This is a genomic window from Streptomyces sp. NPDC041814 (assembly GCF_055590565.1).
On sequence record NZ_JBVJAM010000005.1, the window covers coordinates 400458 to 421272 of the forward strand.

General features: G+C 71.2%; 18 protein-coding genes. 8 read left to right on the top strand and 10 right to left on the bottom strand.

Annotated features, from left to right (window positions below):
* Nucleotides 1-27: 27 nt before the first annotated feature.
* Nucleotides 28-1209 carry a trypsin-like serine peptidase gene (locus tag ACZ6C6_RS16350; RefSeq protein WP_469203248.1) on the top strand — a complete coding sequence of 394 codons (1182 nt, stop codon included), beginning with the start codon at nt 28-30 and terminating at the stop codon, nt 1207-1209.
* A gap of 80 nt (nt 1210-1289) precedes the next feature.
* On the opposite strand, the gene hflX is transcribed toward ACZ6C6_RS16350, so the two are convergent.
* The 6 genes from hflX to miaA form a co-directional block, all read right to left on the bottom strand.
* Nucleotides 1290-2810, bottom strand: a complete 1521-nt coding sequence (hflX, locus tag ACZ6C6_RS16355) for a GTPase HflX (protein WP_365684571.1) — start codon at nt 2808-2810, stop codon at nt 1290-1292.
* 142 nt (nt 2811-2952) lie between these two features.
* Complete coding sequence (locus ACZ6C6_RS16360; RefSeq protein ID WP_469203250.1) at nt 2953-4407, bottom strand: M1 family metallopeptidase; 1455 nt, start codon at nt 4405-4407, stop codon at nt 2953-2955.
* A 187-nt stretch (nt 4408-4594) separates the two neighbouring features.
* A complete protein-coding gene (locus ACZ6C6_RS16365; RefSeq protein ID WP_469203252.1) occupies nt 4595-6688 on the bottom strand; it encodes a RelA/SpoT family protein in 2094 nt (697 codons plus the stop codon).
* Nucleotides 6689-6828: 140 nt separating this feature from the next.
* Nucleotides 6829-7701 (bottom strand): diaminopimelate epimerase, encoded by an 873-nt coding sequence (gene dapF / locus ACZ6C6_RS16370; RefSeq protein WP_469203254.1) that lies wholly within the window; start codon nt 7699-7701, stop codon nt 6829-6831.
* A gap of 95 nt (nt 7702-7796) precedes the next feature.
* Nucleotides 7797-8249 (bottom strand): hypothetical protein, encoded by a 453-nt coding sequence (locus ACZ6C6_RS16375; protein WP_469203352.1) that lies wholly within the window; start codon nt 8247-8249, stop codon nt 7797-7799.
* 104 nt (nt 8250-8353) lie between these two features.
* The gene (miaA, locus tag ACZ6C6_RS16380; protein ID WP_469203256.1) at nt 8354-9292 is read right to left on the bottom strand and encodes a tRNA (adenosine(37)-N6)-dimethylallyltransferase MiaA; all 939 of its coding nucleotides are present in this window, start codon (nt 9290-9292) and stop codon (nt 8354-8356) included.
* Nucleotides 9293-9437: 145 nt separating this feature from the next.
* On the opposite strand from miaA, the gene ACZ6C6_RS16385 reads away from it, so the two are divergent.
* Nucleotides 9438-9683, top strand: a complete 246-nt coding sequence (locus ACZ6C6_RS16385; RefSeq protein WP_365684581.1) for an antitoxin — start codon at nt 9438-9440, stop codon at nt 9681-9683.
* A 63-nt stretch (nt 9684-9746) separates the two neighbouring features.
* Here ACZ6C6_RS16385 and ACZ6C6_RS16390 read toward each other — a convergent pair whose 3' ends face one another.
* Entirely contained in the window at nt 9747-10460 is a 714-nt protein-coding gene (locus tag ACZ6C6_RS16390; protein WP_469203259.1) for a class III extradiol dioxygenase subunit B-like domain-containing protein, read from the bottom strand.
* A 90-nt stretch (nt 10461-10550) separates the two neighbouring features.
* Nucleotides 10551-12071 (bottom strand): tRNA (N6-isopentenyl adenosine(37)-C2)-methylthiotransferase MiaB, encoded by a 1521-nt coding sequence (miaB, locus tag ACZ6C6_RS16395; RefSeq protein ID WP_469203261.1) that lies wholly within the window; start codon nt 12069-12071, stop codon nt 10551-10553.
* 99 nt (nt 12072-12170) lie between these two features.
* On the opposite strand from miaB, the gene ACZ6C6_RS16400 reads away from it, so the two are divergent.
* Entirely contained in the window at nt 12171-13169 is a 999-nt protein-coding gene (locus tag ACZ6C6_RS16400; RefSeq protein ID WP_469203263.1) for a TAXI family TRAP transporter solute-binding subunit, read from the top strand.
* A 5-nt stretch (nt 13170-13174) separates the two neighbouring features.
* On the opposite strand, the gene ACZ6C6_RS16405 is transcribed toward ACZ6C6_RS16400, so the two are convergent.
* Entirely contained in the window at nt 13175-14569 is a 1395-nt protein-coding gene (locus ACZ6C6_RS16405; protein WP_469203265.1) for a sensor histidine kinase, read from the bottom strand.
* Nucleotides 14570-14584: 15 nt separating this feature from the next.
* Complete coding sequence (locus tag ACZ6C6_RS16410; protein ID WP_469203267.1) at nt 14585-15277, bottom strand: response regulator transcription factor; 693 nt, start codon at nt 15275-15277, stop codon at nt 14585-14587.
* A 329-nt stretch (nt 15278-15606) separates the two neighbouring features.
* Between ACZ6C6_RS16410 and ACZ6C6_RS16415 the strand changes: the two genes are divergently transcribed.
* The 5 genes from ACZ6C6_RS16415 (at nt 15607) to ACZ6C6_RS16435 (ending at nt 20797) form a co-directional block, all read left to right on the top strand.
* On the top strand, nt 15607-16395 hold the full coding sequence (locus ACZ6C6_RS16415) for an amino acid ABC transporter ATP-binding protein (protein WP_026171813.1): 789 nt from the start codon (nt 15607-15609) through the stop codon (nt 16393-16395).
* Nucleotides 16396-16464: 69 nt separating this feature from the next.
* Nucleotides 16465-17307 carry a glutamate ABC transporter substrate-binding protein gene (locus ACZ6C6_RS16420; RefSeq protein WP_469203269.1) on the top strand — a complete coding sequence of 281 codons (843 nt, stop codon included), beginning with the start codon at nt 16465-16467 and terminating at the stop codon, nt 17305-17307.
* Nucleotides 17308-17382: 75 nt separating this feature from the next.
* Entirely contained in the window at nt 17383-18051 is a 669-nt protein-coding gene (locus tag ACZ6C6_RS16425) for an amino acid ABC transporter permease (protein ID WP_469203271.1), read from the top strand.
* Nucleotides 18048-18959 carry an amino acid ABC transporter permease gene (locus ACZ6C6_RS16430; protein WP_469203273.1) on the top strand — a complete coding sequence of 304 codons (912 nt, stop codon included), beginning with the start codon at nt 18048-18050 and terminating at the stop codon, nt 18957-18959. Before ACZ6C6_RS16425 ends, ACZ6C6_RS16430 begins: the two co-directional genes overlap by 4 nt.
* A gap of 221 nt (nt 18960-19180) precedes the next feature.
* The gene (locus ACZ6C6_RS16435; RefSeq protein ID WP_469203275.1) at nt 19181-20797 is read left to right on the top strand and encodes an FAD-dependent monooxygenase; all 1617 of its coding nucleotides are present in this window, start codon (nt 19181-19183) and stop codon (nt 20795-20797) included.
* Nucleotides 20798-20815: the final 18 nt, after the last annotated feature.

The window sequence follows — 20815 nt, forward strand, 5'->3', positions numbered from 1 at the left end:
GTGCAGATTTCAGGGGGAATTCTTTTCATGCGATCCATACGTCCGCTGCTCGCCACGACCGGTCTGGTCGCCGCGCTCGCGCTGACGGCCACGGCCTGCGGCCCCACCGGGGACGAGGGCGCCGACAAGCCGGCCGCCACCACCTCGGCCTCGGCCTCCGGTGGTGCGGAGAACGGCGGCGGCCTTCCCGCCGGGCTGGCCGACAAGCTCAAGAAGCACGGGATCGACCCGGACAAGTGGCGCGACGGCGAGTGGAAGAACTGGGACAAGGACAAGTGGCTCCGTGAAGCCAAGGACTTCGTCAACCCGGTCATCGAGGGGCTGTGGAAGCCGGACCGGATGAAGTCGGCGAAGGACCCGGCCAAGACCATGGCAGCCGGTGACCTCTCCGGCGACCAGGGCGTCACCGACCCGGAGCCCGAGCCGGTCACCGCCGAGCGCGAGAAGACGCCGTACCACAACTACGCGGCCCCGGTCGGGAAGGTCTTCTTCGACTCCCCCAAGGGCCACATGGTCTGCTCGGGCACGGTCGTCAAGGACCCGAAGAATCCCGGGAAGTCCAACCTGGTGTGGACCGCCGGCCACTGCGTCCACGCCGGAGCCTCGGGCGGCTGGTACCGCAACATCGTCTTCGTGCCCGCGTACAACGACCAGGGCAAGAGCGCCGCGGCGCTGGAGAACGCGCAGCCGCAGGAGATCGCCCCGTACGGCGCGTACTGGGCCGACTGGGCCAGCACCTCCGGCGAGTGGATCAAGGACGGCGGCCCGACCGGCGGCGGGGGCGCCCCGTACGACTACGCGGTGCTGCACGTGAAGCCGGAACGCGGAACCAAGTCCCTTGAGGAGACCGTGGGCAACGCCCTTCCGGTGAACTTCGACGCGCCCGAGGTCGCGCGGATCGGCGCGATGGGCGCCTGGGGCTACCCGGCAGCTCCGCCGTACGACGGTCTGATCATGCACAAGTGCGTCGACCGTCCGGGCCGGCTCTCGATCAGCCCGGCCACGCCCACGATGTACCGCATCGGTTGCACCATGACCGGCGGTTCGTCCGGTGGCGGATGGTTCAGCGAGGGCAGCGACGGGAAGCTGGCGCTGGTCTCCAACACGTCCATCGGCCCGGTCACGTCGGGCTGGCTGGCCGGACCGCACCTCGGCGAGGGCGCCGAGCAGATCTTCACGATGATGAGCGAGAAGTACGGCGCCCAGTAGCGGCAGCGTCCCTATGACGGCCGGAAGGCCCGTCCCCTCGCGAGGGGACGGGCCTTCCGGTTGTCCGGGTGCCGTGCGGCTCAGTGCACGGCGGGGATGAACGAGGCGAGCTCCGCGGCCAGCTCCTCGTTGACCCGCGCCTTGATCAGCGTGCCCTCCGAGGTGTGTTCCTCGGAGACCACTTCGCCCTCGGCGTGCACCCGGGAGACGAGTCCGCCCTGGGTGTACGGCACGAGTGCCTCGACGGCGACCGACGGACGGGGCAGCTCGCTGTCGATCAGCGCGAGCAGCTCGTCGATGCCGGCTCCGGTGCGGGCGGAGACTGCGATGGCGTGCTTCTCGTTGCGCAGGAGGCGCTGGAGGACCAGCGGGTCCGCCGCGTCCGCCTTGTTGATCACGACGATCTCGGGCACGTCCGTCGCGCCGACCTCGCGGATCACCTCGCGCACCGCGGCGAGCTGCTCCTCAGGCACCGGGTGCGCGCCGTCCACCACGTGCAGGATCAGATCGGAGTCGCCGACCTCCTCCATGGTGGAGCGGAACGCCTCGACCAGGTGGTGCGGCAGATGCCGTACGAACCCGACGGTGTCGGCGAGCGTGTAGACCCGGCCGCTCGGGGTCTCGGCCCGGCGCACGGTCGGGTCGAGGGTGGCGAACAGGGCGTTCTCCACCAGCACTCCCGCCCCGGTCAGACGGTTGAGCAGCGAGGACTTCCCGGCGTTGGTGTAGCCGGCGATGGCGACCGAGGGAACCTTGTTGCGCCGGCGTTCCTGGCGCTTGAGGTCACGGCCGGTCTTCATCTCCGCGATCTCCCGGCGCATCTTCGCCATCTTCTCGCGGATACGGCGCCGGTCGGTCTCGATCTTGGTCTCACCGGGACCACGGGTCGCCATACCGCCACCGCCGCTGGTACCGCCACCGCCCATCTGACGGGACAGCGACTGACCCCAGCCGCGGAGCCTGGGCAGCATGTACTGCATCTGCGCCAGGGAGACCTGCGCCTTGCCCTCCCGGGACTTGGCGTGCTGGGCGAAGATGTCGAGGATCAGGGCGGTCCGGTCGACCACCTTGACCTTGACGACGTCTTCGAGGTGGATCAGCTGGCCCGGGGACAGCTCACCGTCACAGACGACGGTGTCGGCCCCGGTCTCCACCACGAGGTCTCGCAGTTCGAGCGCCTTGCCGGAACCGATGTATGTGGCGGGGTCGGGCTTGTCACGGCGCTGGAACACGGCGTCGAGCACCAGGGCGCCCGCCGTCTCGGCGAGGGCCGCCAGCTCGGCGAGCGAATTCTCCGCGTCCTGCACCGTGCCCGAGGTCCAGACACCGACGAGCACCACGCGCTCCAGGCGCAGCTGTCGGTACTCGACCTCGGTGACGTCCTCCAGCTCGGTGGAGAGGCCGGCCACGCGCCGCAGCGCCGCACGCTCCGAGCGGTCCAGCTGGTCGCCGTCCCGCTCGCCGTCGATCTCGAAGCTCCAGGCGACGTCCTCTTCCATCAGGGCGTCGGCCCGCAGGCCCTCGGTGAGGCTCTCGGTCGCGTTCTCCGTGGCACTCTGCGCGTTGCGCGCGTCCTGGGGAAGGGAAGAAGAGGAGGTCATTGGATCCTTACGTCGATAGAAGTGGTTGCATCAGTCACAACGCGTGACCTGTGCGGAAGATTCCCGAGGGGGAAATCCTCCGCTCCGGCCGTCTCGGCGACCCGTCGATAGTGGCACGGCCGGGGCGGGGCGTCACGCGGGTTTACGAGGCGGCCGGCGCCGTGCTCCGCCAGTCCGGGTGCCCCGGCATGGGCGGTGTCCTCGTCCCGTACAGCCAGCCCTCGAAGAAGTCGGTCAGGTCGCGTCCGGCCACCTGCGAGGCGAGCCGGACGAAGTCCTCCGTGGCCGCGTTGGAGTCGCGGTGCTTGCGGACCCATCGCCGTTCCAGCCGGTCGAAGGCGTCGTGCCCGATCTCCTGGCGCAGCGCGTACAGGACGAGGGCGCTGCCGTCGTAGACGACGGGCCGGAACAGGCTGATCTTCTGGCCCGGCTTCGGCGCGGCGGGCCGGGCGGGCGGTCCTCCGGCGGCACGCCAGGTGTCCGACCGGATGTAGGCGTTCCGCATGCGCGCCTCCAGCGGCGCGTCCATGTGGTCCTCGGTGTACCGCGCCTCGTACCAGGTGGCGTGCCCCTCGTTCAGCCAGAGGTCGGACCAGGACCGCGGGGAGACGCTGTCGCCGAACCACTGGTGGGCCAGTTCGTGGACCATGACCGACTCGACGTACCACGCGGGGAAGCGCGTGTCGGTGAACAGCCGCTTCTCGAAGAGGGAGAGCGTCTGGGTCTCCAGCTCGAATCCGGTCTCGGTGTCGGCGACGAGGATTCCGTAGTTCTCGAACGGGTACGGCCCGACCTGCCGCTCCATCCAGTCCAGCTGAGCGGGGGTCCTCTTCAGGTAGGTCTCCGCGCGGTCGCGGTCCGCCGTCGGTACGACGTCGCGCACCGGCAGTCCGTGCGGCCCGGTCCGTCGCACGACGGTGTTTCCGCCGATGCTGACCTGGGCGAGTTCGGTCGCCATGGGGTGCTCGGTGCGGTAGGTCCAGGTGGTGTCGCCGCCGTTGCGGCTGCGCCCGGTGGGCACGCCGTTGGCGACGACGGTCAGGTCGTTCGGCGCGGTGACGCGGAAGGTGAAGTACGCCTTGTCGGCGGGGTGGTCGTTGCTGGGGAAGACCCGGTGCCCCGCGTCCGCCTGGTTGGCCATGGCGAGTCCGTCGGCGGTGCGCACCCAGCCGCCGCTGTCCTGTTCGCCTGTGGGGTCGCTGGTGTGCCGGACGGTGACGCGCAGGGGCACGCCGGCCGGGATGCGGCCCGCCGGCCGTACGACCAGGTCCTCGCCGGCGGTCTCGAAGCCGGCGCGCAGCCCGTTGACGGCGACGGAGCGCACGGTGCCCCGGGTGAAGTCGAGGTTGATCCGGTCCAGCGGCTCGGTCGTGCGTGCGTCGATGGTGGTGACGGCGTCCAGCGGCTCGTCGTTGCGGCCCTTGTAGGTGAGGCCGATGTCGTACGCGAGCACGTCGTACCCGGGGTTGCCGAGGTGCGGGAAGAGCGGGTCGCCGATGCCGAGGGGCACCGGGTCGGCGGGCAGGGTGGCGGCGACGAGAGCGGCCGAGGCGGCGGCCAGCACAGCGGCCCGCGAACGGCGGGAGAGGAACGGCATGCACTACGGCTATCAGCGCCGCCCCGCCGGACGGGCGCGGCGCGCGCCGCGCCACCCGAATGAGAACGCGGTTGACGGTCCGCCGCGCCGGAGCGCCCCGGCCCTTGGGCCTGTCAGACAGGCCCATGGGCGTGTTTCGGAAGTAGCGCCGTCCGCCCGCCGGACAGGCGGGACTTTCGGACACGCCCTAGGCGCGGCTCACGTCGTACACGCCGGGTACTTCGCGCATGGCGCGCATCAGCGCGGGCAGCCCGGCCGCGTCCGGGAGCCGCAGCGTGTAGGTGTGCCGCACGCGCTGTTCGCTCGGGGGCTCGACGGTGGCGGAGATCACCGCGGCGTCGGCTCCCGCGATCGCCTCCGTGAGGTCGGCGAGCAGTCGGGGGCGGCCGAACGATTCAGCGATCAGCGTCACCCGGCACGCCTGCTCGTCGCCCCAGCTCACCGCTACCGGTGTCCGCCCGGCCGCCTCCATGCGGGCCACGGCGGGGCACTCCATCCGGTGCACGGTGACGGCGGCGCCGCCGCGTACGGGGATGCCGGTGACCTCGTCGGGGGGCACGGGCGTGCAGCATCCGGCGAGCCGTACCGCGGCGTCCGGCCGCTCGGCCACCGCGGTCGCGGTGCGGGCGCGGGCGGTCCTGGGCACCGAGGGCGGCACCGGCTGCGGGTCGGGGTGGGCGGGCATGCCGGGCTGTCCGGTCTCCGCGCTCTGCGGGTGGGCGTCGAGCCAGCCGGTGATGGCGATCCGGGCGGCGGGCGTGCGCGCGTGGTCGAGCCAGTCCGGCGAGGGGCCGGACGCGGCGTCCTCGGCCAGCAGCGGCTGCACGGTGTCGCCGTCCTTCAGCACGGTGCTCAGCGTGGCCAGCCGGCCGTTCACCCGGGCCCCGATACAGGCGTGGGCGGCGTCGCCGTGCTGGGCGTAGGCCGCGTCGACGCAGCTGGCGCCGGCGGGCAGGCCGAGCGTGCCGCCGTCCGTGCGGAAGACGGTGATCTCGCGGTCCTGGGCGAGGTCGGCGCGCAGGGTGGTCCAGAAGGTGTCGGGGTCGGGCGCGGACTGCTGCCACTGGAGGAGGCGGGAGAGCCAGCCGGGGCGGGTGGGGTCGGCGCGTTCGCCGTCGGCCGGTTCGGCGGTCTGGGAGGCGCCCTCGGAGGCGTAAGGATTGCCGAGGGCGACGACACCGGCCTCGGCGACCTTGTGCATGCGGTGGGTGCGGATGAGGACCTCGGCCACCTCGCCGTCCGGCCCGGCCACCGCGGTGTGCAGCGACTGGTACAGGTTGAACTTGGGGGCGGCGATGAAGTCCTTGAACTCGGAGATCACCGGGGTGAAACAGGTGTGCAGCTCTCCGAGGACGGCGTAACAGTCGGCGTCCTCACCGACGAGCACCAGGACCCGTCCGAAGTCGCTGCCGCGCAGCTCGCCGCGTTTGATGCGGACCCGGTGGACGGAGACGAAGTGGCGGGGCCTGACCAGGACCTCCGCGGAGATGCCGGCTTCGCGGAGCACCGAGGCCACGTTCCCCGCGATGGCACCGAGCGGGTCGGGGCCGTCGGCCGCCTCGGTGATCAGGGCGTCGGTGCGGGCGTACTCCTCGGGGTGGAGGATGGCGAATACCAGGTCCTCCAGCTCGGTCTTGAGCGCCTGGACGCCGAGCCGTTCGGCGAGCGGGATCAGCACGTCGCGGGTGACCTTGGCGATCCTCGCCTGCTTCTCGGGCCGCATCACGCCGAGGGTGCGCATGTTGTGCAGCCGGTCGGCGAGCTTGATCGACATGACGCGGACGTCGTCCCCGGTGGCGACCAGCATCTTGCGGAAGGTCTCGGGTTCGGCGGCGGCCCCGTAGTCGACCTTTTCGAGTTTGGTGACGCCGTCGACGAGGTAGCAGACCTCCTCGCCGAACTCCTCCCGCACCTGGTCGAGGGTCACCTCGGTGTCCTCGACCGTGTCGTGGAGCAGGGACGCGGTCAGGGTGGTCGTCTCGGCGCCCAGCTCGGCGAGGATGAGGGTGACGGCGAGCGGATGGGTGATGAAGGGCTCACCGCTCTTGCGCATCTGCCCCCGGTGCGAGGTCTCGGCGAGCAGATAGGCGCGTTGCAGGACCGAGAGGTCGGCGTCGGGATGGTGGACCCGGTGCACCTCGGCGACGTGCGCGATGGCGTCGGGGAGCCGGTCGCGGGAGACCGGACCGAAGAGCGCGGCTCTGCCGAGCCTGCGGAGGTCGATCCGGGGACGGCCCCGCCTGCGGATGGGAGCACCTGGGCTGGTGGCCTCTGCGCTCATGGGGGCACCTCCGGCGACGTCGACCGGCGGTGGGGAGGCGCGGCGCGCCTCCGGGCCGGTGCTTGATGCTACCGAGCCCACCACGTGGCGGAGTCCCGCTCTCGCCCAGCGTGAAACGGATCACCCATTCGAGCGAAGGGTCAGTCGTTCGGCGTTTCGAGCCAGGCCGGATCGATCATGCCCTCGGCGACGATGACGGCCGGTCCGGTCATGTCGATCCCGCCGTCCGGGTGCTCCGTGATGGCGAGGCTGCCGCCGGGGAGGTCGACGGTGTACGTGACGGGCTCGCCGGTCCCCGCGGGGTCGGCCTGGTCCCGGCGGGCGGCCGCGACGGCGACCGCGCAGGCGCCGGTGCCGCAGGAGCGGGTCTCTCCGGAGCCGCGCTCATGGACCCGCATGGCGACGTGGCGGGGTCCCCGGTCCACGACGAACTCGATGTTGACGCCCTCGGGGTAGACGGCGGCCGGGGCGAAGGACGGCTCGGTGAGCAGATCACCGGCGTGGGCCAGGTCGTCCACGAAGGCGACCGCGTGGGGGTTGCCCATGTTGACGTTGCGGGCGTCCCAGACCCGGTCGCCGACGGTGACGGTGACGCCGTCGGCGGGGAGCAGGGCGCGTCCCATGGAGACGGTGACGTCGCCGTTCTTGGCGAGGTGGACCTTCTTCACGCCGCCCCGGGTGGCGACCGCGAGGTCGCCCGCCTCGACCAGACCGGCGCGCTGGAGGTAGCGGGCGAAGACCCGGACGCCGTTGCCGCACATCTCGGCGACCGAGCCGTCGGAGTTGCGGTAGTCCATGAACCACTCGGCGTCCTCGGCCATCGCCTTGGCCTCCGGGTGCCCGGCGGAGCGCACGACGTGCAGCAGGCCGTCGCCGCCGATGCCCGCACGGCGGTCGCAGAGCCGGGCGACGACGGAAGCGGGCAGGTCGAGGGCGTTGTCCGGGTCGGGAACGATCACGAAGTCGTTCTCGGTGCCGTGGCCCTTGAGGAAGGCGATCTGCGAGGTGGTCACGGGACAACTGTACGAGGCGGCACCGACAGCCGGAAAACGGTCCGCTGCGCGGACCGGGCCCCGGGGCGCTCGCCTGCTCCGGAACTCCGGGCTGGTCAGCGCAGTCGCGCCACGCGCCAGACGGCGAGTGCGACGAGCACGGCGCAGACCCCGGCGTAGAGCGCGATCACGCGCCAGTCCGGGCGCTGCGACGACCCTCTGGAGGGCAGTCCGGGCCAGGCGTAGCCGACGCGGCGGGCGGCCATCATGGACCAGCCGGCGGCGCAGCAGCTGATCAGGAGGCCCAGCATGGCGACGACCGCGCCGCCGTCGCCGAACTCGAAGGCCAGGGGGAAGGCGAACATCAGTGAGCCCACCGCGGCGAGCGTGACGATGGGCGCGAGCTGCCAGATGCGCAGCCGGCGGGCGGGCCGCAGCTCGACCTCGACCTCGGGGGTCACGTCGAGCTCGTCGGGCCCGTCCGGGCTGAGGCTGTCCGCCTCATGCCCGGCGCCCGGTGCGCCGTGTTCCGGTGCGTCTTGTTCCGTGTCGCGAGGGCCGGCCTCCATCGCCACGCGCCCTCCCAACTCGGACTCCAGTCGATCGATGCTCGATGATGGCACGGCCGCGGTCGCCGAAATGACGGGCGGAGCGTCCCGATGCCATCACGTGATCAGGCTGTAACCGCTCGTTCGACCAACGCCAGCGCCTGGCTGGGGAGTTCCCCGCGGTGTTCTACGGCACCACTGAGCCATTGGACGCGCGGGTCGCGGCGGAACCAGGAGTCCTGACGGCGCGCGAAGCGTTTGGTGGCGCGCACGGTCTCGGCGCGCGCCTCGTCCTCGGTGCACTCGCCGGCGAGGGCGGACAGCACCTGCTGGTAGCCGAGGGCCCGCGAGGCGGTACGCCCCTCACGCAGCCCCTGCGCCTCCAGGGCGCGCACCTCGTCCACGAGACCCGCCTCCCACATGCGGTCGACGCGCAGGGCGATGCGCTCGTCCAGTTCGGGGCGGTCCACGTCGACGCCGATCTGGACGGCGTCGTAGACCGCGTCGTCGCCGGGGAGATTCGCGGTGAACGGCTTGCCGGTGATCTCGATGACCTCCAGGGCGCGGACGATGCGGCGGCCGTTGCTCGGCAGGATCGCGCGGCCCGCCTCGGGGTCGGCCGCGGCGAGCCGTGCGTGCAGTGCTCCGGAGCCGTGCCGGTCCAGCTCGGCCTCCAGCGCGGCCCGGACGCCGGGGTCCGTTCCGGGGAACTCCAGGGCGTCGATCGCGCCCTTCACGTACAGGCCGGAGCCGCCGACCAGGATCGGGGTGCGGCCCTCGGCGAGGAGCCGGTCGATCTCGGCGCGGGCGAGGCGCTGGTACTCGGCGACGCTGGCGGTTTCGGTGACGTCCCAGATGTCCAGCAGCCGGTGCGGTACGTCGGCGCGTTCGGCGAGCGTCAGCTTGGCGGTGCCGATGTCCATCCCCCGGTACAACTGCATGGAGTCGGCGTTGATCACTTCGCCGCCGAGCCGCTGGGCGAGGTACACGCCCAGGTCGGACTTTCCTGCTGCGGTGGGACCGACGACGGTGATGACCCGAGGTGTGGGAGCTGAGCTTGTCACCGGCTCAGTCTCCCTCAAACCTGCGCCGCGTATCCCGAATGAGGGAAGCGCGGGCGGGGAAGGTGACGCGACAGTGCGGTCTCCCCCGTACAGTGGTTGTACATATGGGTTATTTCTCACAGTTTCCGAGCGGAGAAGGTGCCCGATGGGCTTCATGGACAGTGTGAAGGCGAAGCTGGCCCCGGCGAAGGAGAAGGTCAGCGACCTCGCGCAGCAGCACGGGGACAAGATCGACCAGGGGCTTGAGAAGGCGGCCCGGACGGTGGACGAGAAGACCAAGGGCAAGTACAGCGACAAGATCGTGACGGGCCGGCAGAAGGCCAAGGACGCGGTGGACAAGCTGGCGAACAAGGACGGCGGCACACCGCCGCCGCCCCCGCCCGCGGCCTGACAGCGCGCGTGGAGGGCCCTGCGGCGATGCCCGCCGCAGGGCCCTCCACGCGTTCGCCGGCCGTCAGGACCAGGTGGCGACCAGGTAGCCCACGCCGTACGGCGCGCCCTCGTACAGCAGCCGGCCGGCCGGACCGGCGCCCTCGGCCGCGCCCGCCAGCACCTGCCAGGGGGCGCGCCCCGCGGCCTTGAGCTCGTACGCGAGTGCCTCGTCCAGAGCGGTCAGCGCCTCCGCGTCGGCGGCCCCCAGGGCCCGCGCGGCCTCCGCGTCGAACGCTGCCGCGCGCTCGTCCAGATAGCCCGGGGCCTTCACGGTGCGGCAGGCGCTGCCGTCGCCCATCACCAGCAGCGCGACCCGGTCCGCCCGGCGGGCCAGCTCCCGCCCGGTCTCCGTGCAGCGCGCGGTCTCCAGCGGCTCGCCCACGCCCAGGCCCTCGACGGGGGCCTGGGCCCATCCCGTACGGGCGAGGAGCCAGGCCCCCACCGCGAGCGAGGGCGGGAGGGGGCGGGCGTCGCGCGTTCCCCGGTCCCGGCCGAGCCGGACCTCCAGGTCGACGCCGAATTCCCGGAAACCGCCGACGGCGCCCTCGGGGTGGGTGCCGCGCCCGGCGGGCCCGGCCGGGCCGATCACCACGAGGAGGTCGGGCCGGGAGGCGGCGAGGACGCCCAGGGCGTCGGTGCACGCGGTCCTGGCGTCGTCCAGCTCGGGTGCGGCGCCGGCGGCGACATCGGGGACGAGCAGCGGCGGGCAGGGGCATACAGCGGCGGCGACAAGCATGACCGGCAGCGTACTGCGGTCCCTGCCCCGGGCCGACGGAGCGGCCCGGGCGGGCGGCGCTTCCGGCCCGGGCGCCCCCGCCCCCGTACCTCAGTCGCAGCCGCAGCCCGGGGCCGCCGTCGCGGGCAGGGGCGCCGGGGCGCCGATGCCCGGCAGGCCCAGCATCACGCCGGCCGGCTTGTCGGCCGGGGCGGCGTTCCGCTTCTCCCAGGCGTCGCCGGAGCGGGTCCGGCGCACGGCGACCGGGGTGCCCTCGGCGAGCAGGTGGTGCGGGGCGGCGTAGGTGATCCCGACGGTCACCACGTCACCGGGGCGGACGTCCTCGTCCGGCTTGGTGAAGTGGACCAGGCGGTTGTCGGGGGCGCGGCCGGACAGCCGGTGGGTGGCGCCGTCCTTGCGGCCCTCGCCCTCGGCGACCATGACCTCCAGGGTGCGGCCGACCTGCTTCTTGTTCTCCTCCCAGGAGATGTCCTCCTGGAGGGCGGACAGGCGCATGTAGCGCTCCTGGACGACCTCCTTGGGGATCTGGCCCTCCATGTCGGCGGCGGGTGTGCCGGGCCGCTTGGAGTACTGGAAGGTGAAGGCGTTCGCGAAGCGCGCCTCGCGGACCGCGTGCATCGTCTGCTCGAAGTCCTCCTCGGTCTCGCCGGGGAAGCCGACGATGATGTCGGTGGAGATCGCGGCGTCGGGCATCGCGGCGCGTACCTTCTCGATGATCCCGAGGAAGCGTTCCTGCCGGTAGGAGCGGCGCATCGCCTTCAGGACCCGGTCCGAACCGGACTGCATCGGCATGTGCAGCTGCGGCATGACGTTCGGCGTATCGGCCATCGCGGCGATGACGTCGTCCGTGAAGTCGCGCGGGTGCGGCGAGGTGAAGCGGACGCGCTCCAGGCCCTCGATCTTCCCGCAGGCGCGCAGCAGCTTGGAGAACGCCTCGCGGTCGCCGATGTCGGAGCCGTACGCGTTGACGTTCTGGCCGAGCAGGGTGATCTCGGAGACGCCCTCGGCGACCAGGGCCTCGATCTCGGCGAGGATGTCGCCGGTGCGGCGGTCCTTCTCCTTGCCGCGCAGGGCCGGAACGATGCAGAACGTGCACGTGTTGTTGCAGCCGACGGAAATCGAGACCCAGGCGGCGTACGCGGACTCGCGGCGGGTGGGCAGCGTGGAGGGGAAGGCCTCCAGGGATTCGGCGATCTCGACCTGCGCCTCCTCCTGGACGCGGGCGCGCTCCAGCAGTACGGGGAGCTTGCCGATGTTGTGCGTGCCGAAGACGACGTCGACCCAGGGCGCCCGCTGGACGATGGTGTCCCGGTCCTTCTGGGCGAGGCAGCCGCCGACGGCGATCTGCATGCCGGGACGCTTGGTCTTCATCGGGGCGAGCCGGCCGAGGTTGCCGTAGAGCTTGTTGTCGGCGTTCTCACGGACCGCGCAGGTGTTGAAGACAACGACGTCGGCGTCGCCGTCGGAGCCCTCGGGCGCGCGCACGTAGCCGGCGTCCTCCAGGAGCCCCGACAAGCGCTCGGAGTCGTGGACGTTCATCTGGCACCCGTAGGTGCGCACCTCATAGCTTTTTCTGACGTCCACTGCTTCGCTCCGGTTGCCGCTGCTCATGGGACAAGGGTAGGTGGTGTCCGGGATCGCTCCGCCTCGGGCGGGCGATCCGACGACGCCCCTGGCCACGGCCCGGAGCGACCTGGCAGGATCCCCGGCATGCTCCAGGCCCTGTCCCGAATCGGCCGGCGTCGCGCCCTGCGGGCGGGCGCCGCCCTCGCAGTCGTGCTCGGGCTGCTGCTCTGGTGGCTGCTCCCGCTCGGCGACCCGGCGCCCACCGGCTCCCTGTCGTTCAGTACGGGGGTGCGCAGCGGTGTCTACCAGCGCTACGGGGAACGGCTGAAGGGGGCCCTGGCCAAGGACCTGCCCGATGTGTCGATAAATCTTCAGACGAGCGAGGGCTCCCAGCAGAACCTGGCCAGGGTCGCGGCGGGCGATGCGGACTTCACCATCGCCACCACCGACGCCGTCGCCACCTATCTGCGGGCCCGCAAGCCCGGCTACGAACGGCTGCGCGGCTGCGTCCGGCTGTACGACGACTACATACAGCTGATCGTGAAGCGGGACTCGGACATCGACAGCGTGGCGGATCTGCGCGGCCGCAGGGTCGCCGTGGGGCAGTCGGGCTCCGGGGTGAAGCTGGTCGCGGACCGGCTGATGACGGCCGCCGGTCTCGACCCGGTCAACGACGTGACGCCGCTGCCGGTGGGCATCGACACGATGCCCAAGCTGCTGGAGGAGGGCCGGATCGACGCGTTCTTCTGGTCGGGCGGGCTGCCCACGACCGCGGTGACCGACCTGTCGGACCGGTTCCCGATCCGGCTGGTCCCGCTGGAGGAACCGCTGATCAAGGAGCTCCAGGCGGCGGGCGGTTCCACCCGCTACTACCGGTCGGCCGTGATGCCCGCCGACGCGTACCGCAACGCGCAGCAGGGCCAGGCCGTGCCCACGGTGGCGGTCGCCAATGTGCTGGTCACCACGGACCGCACCGACGCGGCGATGACCGAGGCGTTCACAAGGACCGTGATCGACAGCCGCGACCGCATCGGGCGCGAGGTGCACGCGGCGCAACTGGTGGACCTGCGCACGGCCATCTACACCGACCCGCTCCCGCTGCACGAAGGGGCGAAGCGCTACTACCGCTCGGTCAAGCCGTAGGGCCTTCAGCCCTTGGGATCGTGGCGCGGCACGGAGACCGTCACGCTGAGCCCGTACGGCTCCCTGCGCGCGTACGAGAGCGAGCCGCCGCCCGCCGCGAGGAGCGCCTGGGAGATGGAGAGGCCGAGGCCCGAGCCCCGGACGTTCTGGTGCTGGGGGCTGCGCCAGAAGCGGTCGCCGACGCGTTCCAGCTCCTGGTCGGTGAGGCCTGGACCGCCGTCCGCGACGACCACCGTGACGTCCTGGCCGCCGGAGGCGACGGTGACGCGGACCTCCTCGTCGGCGGGCGTGAATTTGAGGGCGTTGTCGATGATGGCGTCGAGCGCGCTGGACAGGGCGATGGGGTCCGCCCAGGCCGTGACGGCGGGCGGTCCGTCGGCGCGGAGCCGTACGCCCTTCTCCTCGGCCACCGGCCGCCAGGACGCGACGCGTTCGGCGGTGAGGGCACCGATATCCGTGAGCTGGAGGTCGCTCTCGGCGTGCTCGGCGAGCGCGAGGTCGAGGAGGTCGTCGAGGACCTGGCCGAGGCGGCGGCCCTCGGTGCGCACGGAGGCGATCTCCTCGTTGCCCTCCGGCAGTTCGAGGGCGAGCAGTTCGATGCGCAGGAGCAGGGCGGCCAGCGGGTTGCGCAACTGGTGGGAGGCGTCGGCGACGAAGGCGCGCTGCTGCTCCAGCACGTCCTCGACGTTGTCGGCCATCTCGTTGAACGAGCGGGCCAGCCGCCTGAGTTCCGGGGGCCCGCCCGATGCGGCGACCCGGGAGCGCATCCGGCCGCTGGCGATGTCGTGGGCCGCGGCGTCCAGGGTCTTGACGGGCAGCAGGACCCAGCCCGTGAGCCGGATCGCCGCGCCGACGGCGACCAGCATCGCGACCGCCTCGCCCGCCGCGATCAGCAGCCAGCCGCGGATCGTGTCGCCGCGCATCTGGCCGGTGGGCGAGTCGATGACGACGACGGCGATGACGTCTCCGTCGCGCACCACGGGCGAGGCGACGACCACGCGCCCGTTCTGCCAGGGCCAGACCTGGGGCGGGTCGTGGCTGCGGCGGCCGAGCAGCGCCTCGCTGAAGGCGGCGCGCCCCTCCCCCTCGACGGGCAGCCGCCACGCGTCCGGGGCCTTCGCCATGGCGGAGTCGTCGCGGTAGAAGACACCGGCGCGGATGCCGTACACCGAGTTGTACGTCTCCAGCTCGGCCTGGAGGGTACGGCGCCGTTCGTCGTATCCGCGGGTGCGCTCGGTGATGAACTGGGCGAGTGCGGCGAAGCGTGCCGTGTCGTCGATGCGGTCGATCACGACGCGCTGCTGTTCGGCGGCGGCCACGCTGACGGCGAGCGGGAAGCCGAGGGCGAGCAGGACGCTCGCCATCAGGATGATGAGCAGCGGGAGCAGCCGGGTACGCACCGGGGACGTAGGCCTTTACGCGGGCGGGGAGACGAGGCGGTAGCCGACCCCGCGCACCGTCTCGATCAGGGCGGGCAGCCGCAGCTTGGAACGGAGCGAGGCGACGTGCACCTCCAGTGTGCGGCCCGTTCCCTCCCAGCTGGTGCGCCACACCTCGCTGATGATCTGTTCGCGGCGGAAGACCACACCGGGCCGCTGGGCGAGCAGCGCGAGCAGGTCGAACTCCTTGCGGGTGAGCTGCACTTCCGTCCCGTCGACGCTGACCCGGCGGGTGGGCAGCTCGATGCTGACGTGTCCCAGGCGCAGAGCCGCGACCGGCGTGGACACGGTGTCCTCGCTGCTCGCGTTCCGCCGGCTGACGGCGTGGATACGGGCCAGCAGCTCGCCGGTGTCGTACGGCTTGGTCACGTAGTCGTCGGCGCCGAGGTTGAGTCCGTGGATGCGGGAGCGTACGTCGGCCCGGGCGGTGACCATGATCACCGGCACGGAACTGCGCTTGCGGATCTTCCCGCACACCTCGTAGCCGTCCTGGTCGGGAAGGCCGAGGTCGAGGAGGACGACGCCGAAGGGCTCGGTGTCGGTGGGCAGGAGCGCCTGCAGGGCCTCGTCGCCGCTGCGGGCGTGGACGACCTGGAAGCCGTGCCGGGCGAGGATCGCGGACAGGGCGGCGGCGACGTGGTTGTCGTCCTCGACGAGCAGCAGTCTCATGGCCCCCCTCTGGCAGTGGCGTGTGTCTCGGCGGTCGGTCCGTACGGTCGTGTACGCCCCCGGTCACTTCCCCGTTCCGGGGTGTTTCACGTAGGGGTGTACCAGGGAATCCACGCCGATCGAGGGTGGACAGTCAAGGGCCTGCCCGATGTATCCGGGTTTCCGTTATGCACCCGGTACGGCCGGTACGACCGGCGTGACGTCCCGTTCACGCGGAGTGTCCGGTTGCCGCCGGATCGTTATGCTCAATTTCCGCTCAGATGTAATGACGTTCGTAGCACTGCGTCACTAGGGTCCTTCCCAACCGAGGAGGACGGAGCAAGAAGCCGATGAGCGGAGTTTCAGTGACCAAGGGCGCCGAGGACGCTGCACCCGCGCCCGCCGGCGATCTGGTTGTGCTGAGCAACGTCAACAAGCACTTCGGCGCGCTGCATGTGCTCCAGGACATCGACCTGACGATCGCCCGCGGCGAGGTCGTGGTCGTCATCGGGCCGTCCGGGTCCGGTAAGTCCACGCTGTGCCGCACGATCAACCGCTTGGAGACGATCGACTCGGGCGCGATCACGATCGATGGGAAGCCGCTGCCCGCGGAGGGCAAGGAGCTGGCGCGGCTGCGTGCCGACGTCGGCATGGTCTTCCAGTCGTTCAACCTCTTCGCCCACAAGACGGTCCTCGAGAACGTGATGCTCGGCCAGCTGAAGGTCCGCAAGACGGACAAGAAGGCGGCCGAGGACAAGGCGCGTTCGCTGCTCGACCGGGTGGGCGTCGGAACCCAGGCCGACAAGTACCCCTCCCAGCTGTCCGGCGGTCAGCAGCAGCGCGTCGCGATCGCCCGGGCCCTGGCGATGGACCCGAAGGTCATGCTCTTCGACGAGCCGACCTCGGCCCTCGACCCGGAGATGATCAACGAGGTCCTTGAGGTCATGCAGCAGCTCGCCCGCGAGGGAATGACGATGGTCGTCGTCACCCACGAGATGGGCTTCGCGCGCTCGGCGGCGAACCGGGTCGTCTTCATGGCGGACGGAAAGATCGTCGAAGAGGCCACGCCCGACCAGTTCTTCAGCAACCCGCGCAGTGACCGGGCGAAGGACTTCCTGTCGAAGATCCTTCACCACTGACGGAGCCCGCCGTACCGGCTCCCGTATCCGCTGATCACTCACTTCGCGTCAACTCTAGGGAATTTCACCATGCAGCTTCGTAAGGTCACCGCCGCCTCGGCCGCCGTGCTCGCCCTCGCCCTCACCGCCACCGCCTGTGGTTCCGACGACAAGGACGACTCGGCCGGTTCGGGCGGCGGCAAGAAGATCACCATCGGCATCAAGATCGACCAGCCGGGTATCGGCCTGAAGACCCCGGACGGCAAGTACACCGGCTTCGACGTCGACGTCGCCACGTACGTCGCCAAGGAGCTCGGCTACGACGCCAAGAACATCGAGTTCAAGGAGACGAAGAGCGCCGACCGCGAGACGGCGATCTCGCGCGGTGACGTCAAGTTCATCGTCGCCTCGTACTCGATCAACGACGAGCGCCTGCAGAAGGTCGACTTCGCCGGTCCGTACCTGCTGGCCCACCAGGACATCCTGGTCCGCGCGGACGACAACACGATCAAGTCGCCCGAGGACCTGAACAACAAGAAGCTCTGCTCGGTCACCGGCTCGACCTCGGCGCAGAACGTCAAGGACAAGCTGGCCCCGAAGGCGCAGCTGCAGGAGTACGGCGGCTACTCGGAGTGCCTGACCGGGCTGGAGAACAAGGCCGTCGACGCGCTGACCACGGACGACAGCATCCTGGCCGGCTACGCCTCGCAGGACGTCAACAAGGGCAAGTTCAAGCTGGCCGGCTTCAAGATGACCAACGAGAACTACGGCATCGGCCTGAAGAAGGGCGACGCCGACCTCAAGAAGAAGATCAACGACGCGCTGACCAAGATGGTCTCGGACGGCTCGTGGCAGAAGGCCGTGGACGCGAACTTCGGTCCCGCCGGCTACAAGAACGAGGAAGCTCCGAAGATCGGCAACGTCGTCAAGTGAAGCAGGGCTGACCGGGCGCGCCGCCGCTGAACGGCGGCGCGCCGCGCCCTCCTACACGCGGAAGCACGGGAGATCGTGTTCGACTTTCTTGATGGTTATGACCTGTTGGGGGCCTTCTGGGTCACGGTGAAGCTCACCGTGTTCTCCGCCCTCGGCTCCCTCATATGGGGAACGCTGCTGGCCGGCATGAGGGTCAGCCCGGTCCCCCTGATGCGCGGGTTCGCGACCGTTTACGTGAACGTGGTCCGGAACATTCCGCTGACCGTGATCATCGTCTTCGCCTCGCTGGGCCTCTTCCAGACCCTTCAGATCACGCTCGGAGGCGGTGGCGACTTCAAGGTCATCAACTTCCGGCTCGCGGTGCTCGCCTTCGTCGTCTACACCGCGTCGTTCGTGAGCGAGGCCCTGCGTTCGGGCATCAACACGGTGCCGGTGGGCCAGGCGGAGGCGGCCCGGGCGCTCGGGCTCAGCTTCGGCCAGGTGCTGCGGCTGATCGTGCTCCCGCAGGCGTTCCGTTCGGTGGTCAATCCGCTGTCCAACGTGCTCATCGCGTTGACGAAGAACACCACCGTCGCGGCGGCGATCGGCGTCGCGGAGGCCTCGTACCTGATGAAGGAAATGATCGAGAACGAGGCCCAGCTGCTGCTGATCTCCGGTGTGTTCGTCCTCGGATTCGTCATCCTGACCCTCCCGACCGGTCTCATCCTCGGCTGGGTCGCCAAGAAGGTGGCGGTGAAGCGATGAGCTCCGTCCTGTACGACGCGCAGGGGCCCCGCGCCAAGCGGCGCAACATCCTGTACACCGTCCTCTTCGTGCTGGCCGCCGCGGCCGTGGTGTGGTGGGTGTACGACGGCCTCGCCGAGAAGCACCAGCTCGACTGGATCAAGTGGAAGCCGTTCTTCACCAGCTCCCTGCCCTGGGAGACCTACATCTGGCCGGGCTTCCAGAACACGATCAAGGCAGCGTTCTTCTCACTGCTCATCGCGCTGCCGCTGGGCGCGCTGTTCGGGATCGGGCGGCTTTCGGACCACCGCTGGGTGCGCGCGCCGGGCGGCGTGGTCGTGGAGTTCTTCCGCGCCATCCCCGTGCTGCTCCTGATGATCATCGCCAACGCGGCATACTCCGAGTACACCGACCTCGAACCGGACACGCGTCTGCTGTACGCCGTGGTGACGGGCCTGGTGCTCTACAACGCCTCGGTACTCGCCGAGATCGTACGAGCGGGCATCCTGACGCTCCCCCGCGGGCAGACGGACGCGGCCAAGGCGATCGGTATGCGCAAGGGCCAGACGATGATCTTCGTGCTGCTGCCGCAGGCGGTCACCGCCATGCTGCCGGCCATCGTCAGCCAGCTCGTGGTGATCGTGAAGGACACCGCCCTGGGCGGCGCGGTGCTCAGCTACCCGGAGCTGCTGGCCTCGGTCCGTCCGATGTCCGCGAACTACGGGTCGAACACCATCGCGTGCTTCACGATCATCGCGGTGATCTATCTCGCCCTGAACTTCGTCCTGACGTCCTTCGCGAGCTGGCTGGAGCGGTGGCTCCGGCGCGGCAAGAAGAGCACGGGCGCGGTCGTGGGCACCGGGCCGGGGGGCGAACTGGAGACGATCGGTGCGCCGTCGCTCAGGCCTGACGATGGAAGCGCCGCCTGACGGCTCGTCGTACGACGCCCGCGAGGGGCGGTGGCACACCTGCCACCGCCCCTCGCCGCGTTCCGGCGTCGCTTGACGCAAGCACCGGCAGTAGGTTGCATACGTTCTGTGATCGCGCACCGAGTCCCCGACGCCGCAGCACCCCCTCCGACGCCCGCGCACCGTCCGTTCCGCTTCACCGGGACGTTCGGTTTCACCGCACTTCCGACGGGGGACGCGCCGTGGACCCGGTGATCGTCGTCGGTGCCGGGCCGGTGGGTCTGGCGCTCTCGCTGGCCCTCGCCGCGCAGGGCGTGCCGTCCGTGCTGCTCGACGAGGACCCCGACAACGACGAGACACGCCCCGCCCGTACGGTCGTGCTGCGCGAGGACACCGCGGCCTTCCTGGAGCGGCTGGGCTGCAAGGCGCTGCGGGACGAGGGACTGCGCTGGTCCGGCTGGCGTTCGGTGCGGCGCAGGCAGCTGGTGCGCGAGCTGCCGCTCGGCGAGGACGCGGCCCCGGGCAGCGGGGTGCCGGCCGCCCCCGTGCACGTACCGCAGCACGCGCTCGTACGGGGCCTGCGGGACGCGGTGGCCGCACAGGAGCTGGTGCAGACGGCAGGGCCCAGCCGGATCGACACTCTGGAGCAGGACCCGGCGGGGGTCACCGTGCACACGAGGGAGCCCGGATCGACCTGGTGGCGAGGGAGTTACCTGGTCGGCTGCGACGGGGCCCGGTCCACCGTGCGCAAACTCCTCGACATCCGGTTTCCCGGGCGTACGGCGGTGGAACGGCACGCCGTGGCCGCCCTGCGCGCCGAGCTGCCCCGGCCCGGTGAGGCCGTGCTGCACCGGTCGCCGCCCTGGCGCACCGGCGGCGCCGAGGTCACGGCGCGCCCGCTGCCCGACGACGTGTGGCGGCTGGACTGGCTCCTGCCCGCGCGCGGCGAACTGGTCACGCCGGACGCGCTCGTCACCCGGGTCCGGGACACGCTCGCCGGCTGGTGCGGCGAGACTCCCCCGTACGAGCTGCTGGACACCGGGGTCTACACGCTGCACCACCGGCTGGCCCGGCGGTGGCGGGTGAAGCGTTCCTTCCTGGCCGGGGACGCCGCCCATCTGCTCGGTGCCCTCGGCACCCAGGGGCTCGACGAGGGGCTGCGGGACGCGGAGAACCTGGCCTGGAAGCTGGCCCTGGCCTGGCACCACGGGGCGTCCGACGCGCTCCTCGACAGCTATCAGGCCGAACGCCGGGCCGCCGTCGCCGCACGGCTGCGCGCCGCCGACCAGTCGCTGCCGATACTGCGGGGCGGCGGAGGTCTGCGGACGCTCGTACCGGGGAGCGCACGGGGGCATGACGCCCTGCTGATGGACGGGCATCTGGGCTGCGGCCCCCTCGGTGCGCCCCCTTCCTACGCCCTGTCCCCCCTTGCGCCCGCGCGCAGCGAGGCGCACGCCTCGGTGGGCACGCCCCCCGGTGCGCCGGTGGCCGATGTTCGGGTCACGGCGCCCGACGGCACTCCGGTGCGGCTGCGCGAGCGGCTGGGGCAGGGGCAGTTGCTCGTGGTGCTGGTGGCGCCCGGAACCGGAGTATGGGACCGGCGCCACTGGATGCGCGCCGGAGTGATGCCCCGGCTGGCGGAGGCCGTCGAGGCCCTGCCGGTAAAGGCCGAACTGCTGGTGGCCGAGAGCTATCCGGGAGCCTCCGCGCACACGGTCCTGCTGGTCAGGCCGGACGGGCATCTCGTGCAGGCGTTCGGCGGGGTGCGTCCGGCCGAGCTGTTCGCGGCGGCGGACGCGGCGCGCGGCGGCGCTGCCGGGACGTCGGTGCGTGCCGACAGGACCGCGGACGTCAATTGACCCTCACGGGCGCGCATG